The organism is Aerococcus agrisoli (assembly GCF_003797145.1).
Taxonomy (GTDB): Bacteria; Bacillota; Bacilli; order Lactobacillales; family Aerococcaceae; genus Aerococcus; species Aerococcus agrisoli.
This window is the reverse complement of record NZ_RKMG01000055.1, coordinates 1-3743: the sequence shown is the minus strand read 5'-3', so window position 1 is coordinate 3743 and position 3743 is coordinate 1. Positions and strand designations below refer to the sequence as shown.

At 39.8% G+C, this 3743-nt stretch carries 2 protein-coding genes, 4 tRNA genes and 2 rRNA genes; all 8 read left to right on the top strand.

All coding sequences use genetic code 11. The features are described 5' to 3' along the window. Positions 1 to 43: 43 nt before the first annotated feature. Positions 44 to 117, top strand: a tRNA-Asn gene (locus EF384_RS09350). A 25-nt stretch (positions 118 to 142) separates the two neighbouring features. Next, a tRNA-Thr gene (locus EF384_RS09345) sits at positions 143 to 215 on the top strand. Between the two features lie 24 nt (positions 216 to 239). After that, positions 240 to 355 (top strand): 5S ribosomal RNA (gene rrf, locus EF384_RS09340). A 12-nt stretch (positions 356 to 367) separates the two neighbouring features. Then, a tRNA-Asn gene (locus tag EF384_RS09335) sits at positions 368 to 441 on the top strand. Positions 442 to 466: 25 nt separating this feature from the next. Further along, positions 467 to 539 (top strand) — tRNA-Thr (locus tag EF384_RS09330). 24 nt (positions 540 to 563) lie between these two features. Then, positions 564 to 679, top strand: a 5S ribosomal RNA gene (rrf, locus tag EF384_RS09325). Positions 680 to 1361: 682 nt separating this feature from the next. Then, positions 1362 to 2792, top strand: coding sequence for an anthranilate synthase component I (gene trpE, locus EF384_RS09320; protein WP_123781418.1), 1431 nt, complete (start codon positions 1362 to 1364; stop codon positions 2790 to 2792). Further along, positions 2793 to 3392 carry an anthranilate synthase component II gene (locus EF384_RS09315; RefSeq protein WP_123781416.1) on the top strand — a complete coding sequence of 200 codons (600 nt, stop codon included), beginning with the start codon at positions 2793 to 2795 and terminating at the stop codon, positions 3390 to 3392. Positions 3393 to 3743 lie beyond the last annotated feature (351 nt).

Sequence of the window (3743 nt, the reverse complement as noted above, 5' to 3'; positions counted from 1 at the left end):
TTCCCCCTGTGAGACTAGGACGTCGCCATGCAATATTTTTTATTCCGCAATAGCTCAGTTGGTAGTAGCGCTTGACTGTTAATCAAGATGTCGTAGGTTCGAGTCCTACTTGCGGAGTTTTTTTGTACAAATATTTCATCGTGCTGCCATAGCTCAGTTGGTAGAGCGTCGCCTTGGTAAGGCGGAGGTCACGGGTTCAAATCCCGTTGGTAGCTTCTGTATGATTTGTATAAGAATGGTGTGGTAATGATGGCAAGAAGGACACACCTGTTCCCATCTCGAACACAGAAGTTAAGCTTCTTAGCGCCGAATGTAGTTGGGGGTTTCCCCCTGTGAGACTAGGACGTCGCCATGCAATATTTTTTATTCCGCAATAGCTCAGTTGGTAGTAGCGCTTGACTGTTAATCAAGATGTCGTAGGTTCGAGTCCTACTTGCGGAGTTTTTTTGTACAAATATTTCATCGTGCTGCCATAGCTCAGTTGGTAGAGCGTCGCCTTGGTAAGGCGGAGGTCACGGGTTCAAATCCCGTTGGTAGCTTCTGTATGATTTGTATAAGAATGGTGTGGTAATGATGGCAAGAAGGACACACCTGTTCCCATCTCGAACACAGAAGTTAAGCTTCTTAGCGCCGAATGTAGTTGGGGGTTTCCCCCTGTGAGACTAGGACGTTGCCATGCAATAGTAAAAAAGAGCAACGGTTGCCCGTTGGTCTTTTTTTTGTGTCTAAAGAAACTAAAAATATGACTTGTAACACCAGAGATGCACATCCTTTTATAAAAAAGTGATAGTTACTTGTTGACATTCATTAGAAATGCATTATAATAAGTTAAAATCACATGAGTAAAGTCGATGATGAGAAGTAGTAGCCAATGGCGTTAAGTCAAAGCGAGTTTGGGCAAGTGGAAGCCAAATACTGTAACTGTTGGTGAATGGATCTCTAAGATGAAATGCGAAATAATAGTAGCAGGAACCGGGAGTCCGCCGTTAAAAGGACAGGGTATCGAGTAATATCCGTACCCGCAGAGAGAGTTTTGTACTAAGGTGGCAAACGAATGCATGCATTTCGTCCTTTTTTGGAGAAGTGTTTTTTTTGTTTTATGCGACATGAAGTGCAAGTGACGATATATGGATTCTAGTGTTTAACCTTTGATAAGCTTTAATCACTAGTAGCTAGGCTATACATGCATACTTACCAGCTATCATCACTTGTTCAAATGAAGCAGTCACAGCTGTATGAAACTAAAATGGGTGGCACCGCGGCTACATCGTCCCATAACAGGGGACTTTGTGGCTTTTTTTGTGTCCAAATTTCCCCGAAGTATGTAAATGACAACAGGCAATAGTATAGGGGTGAATCAAATGTTTAATATTACAGCAGCAGAATTTGACGAATTGAAACAAGGAAATGAAGTATTTCCAGTCTACTTAACTGTGAATGCAGATCAATTAACACCAATAGGCATGTTTTATAATTTAGAAGGTGAACACAAATTCTTATTTGAAAGTGTTATCTCTGAAAAAGAAATTGGTCGTTATTCATACCTAGGTGCTAATCCATATAAAAGTATCACTAGCTATGGGGATGATGTGACAATTACATCAGCTGATCATACAGAACACCTAAAAGGTAAAGTACTGGATTATGTGAAAGCAGAAACGCTAATTCCTTATGCAACTTCGAATATGCCAACACCATTTGTAGGTGGGGCGATTGGATACGTGGGTTATGATGTGATTCGTCAATATGAATCCTTACCGAATGTGAATCCAGACGAATTACAAACACCTGAAAGTTATTTGATGTTTTACAAGCAATTTATCAGCTATGATCATTTCCAACACAAAATGACGCTTGTCTATAATGTCTTCCCAGATGATTCAGCTGATTATGCTACCGTCACAGCTACTCTACAGCAATTAGCTGAGGACATGAATCAAGTCAAAGGGATTCAACCCTACCAAGCAGCGACAGAAAATCCAGAACTATCTTCAAATATTGATGAAGCAACCTTCAGTGATATGGTAGAGCAAGCGAAAGAGTATATTAAAGCCGGTGATATCTTCCAGGTGGTGTTGTCACACCGCTTAACGATTAAGTCAGCATCAGAACCTTTTGATATCTATCGTCGCTTACGTAGTAAAAATCCTTCACCATATTTATTCTATATTGATTTTGGAGACTTCCATATCATAGGTTCTTCACCAGAAAGTTTAGTAACGGTTCAAGATGGCAAAGTCATGACGAACCCAATTGCAGGAACGAGAAAACGTGGGAAAGATGCTGCAGAAGATCAACAACTCAAAGAAGAATTATTGTCAGATGAAAAAGAGCGAGCTGAACATGTCATGCTTGTAGACTTAGGACGAAATGACATCGGTCGAATTAGTGAATTTGGCAGTGTCGAAGTAGGTAAATTTATGGATGTCGATTTGTATTCCCATGTGATGCATATCGTATCGGAAGTAACAGGTACCTTGAAACCAGAACTAACTTGCTTTGATGCTTTGAGTGCTTGTTTACCAGTAGGAACTGTTTCCGGTGCACCAAAAATTCGGGCCATGAGTATTATTGATGAATTGGAAAATACAAAACGTGGTATTTACGCCGGGGCAGTTGGTTACTTCTCACATAATGGAGACATGAATACATGTATCGCCATTCGAACAATTGTTTTGAAAGATGGCAATGCCTACGTTCAAGCAGGTGCAGGGATTGTCTACGATTCAAACCCACAATCCGAATATACAGAAACCCTAAATAAATCCATGGCCATGAAGGAGGTAATCTAAATGATTTTACTGATCGATAACTATGACTCATTCACCTACAACCTATACCAATACATTGGTGAGGTAAACACAAATATTCAAGTTGTCCGTAATGACGAAGTTACTATAGAAGATATTGAAACAATGACAGATATCGACTGCATTATCTTATCGCCCGGTCCAGGTGTACCGGAAGAAGCTGGTATCTGTGTCGATGTCATCAAACACTTCACCGGAAAACTGCCAATCTTAGGCATTTGCTTAGGTCATCAAGCAATTGGTTATGCCTTTGGTGCAAATGTTGTCCGTGCACAGACCGTTAAACATGGGAAAACGTCAATGGTTGATCATAATAATGACCCAATCTTCAAAGATATTGCCAATCCTTTCCAAGTCATGCGTTACCATTCGCTGATTGTAGAAGAAGCCGGACTTCCTGAAGAACTCGAAATCCTATCTAAAAGTATCGACGATGACGCCATTATGGCCATCAAGCACCGCGACTATGACGTCTATGGCTTGGAATATCATCCCGAATCTATTTATACACCAGACGGGCAAACGCTAATCAAGAATTTTTTAGAGATTGTTGCAAAAAAAGCAGCCCAAACAGTTGAATAGAAACTTGTGACGTTACCAATCCTCTATACAGATAGTAAGTTTTGATACGCATATACACAAATAAGCGTCTAGATGCTGATTATCTAGGCGCTTTTCTGATGTTATTAGTTGGAAAATATTGGCAATTTTTTACGTAATTATCATTTTTATTGCATTTTTTGATTATTTTATGAGAAACTTGTTGACAGGTTGGTGCGGAAGATGGTATTATCTAATAGTTGCGTTACGGCGTAACAACAAGCGAAGTAACAACGATTTAAATAACTTTAAAAAAGTTGTTGACTTCCAGTCCAACTCGTGATATTATTAAATAGTTGTCGCAAGGACGATGAGATAGACCTTTGAAAACTG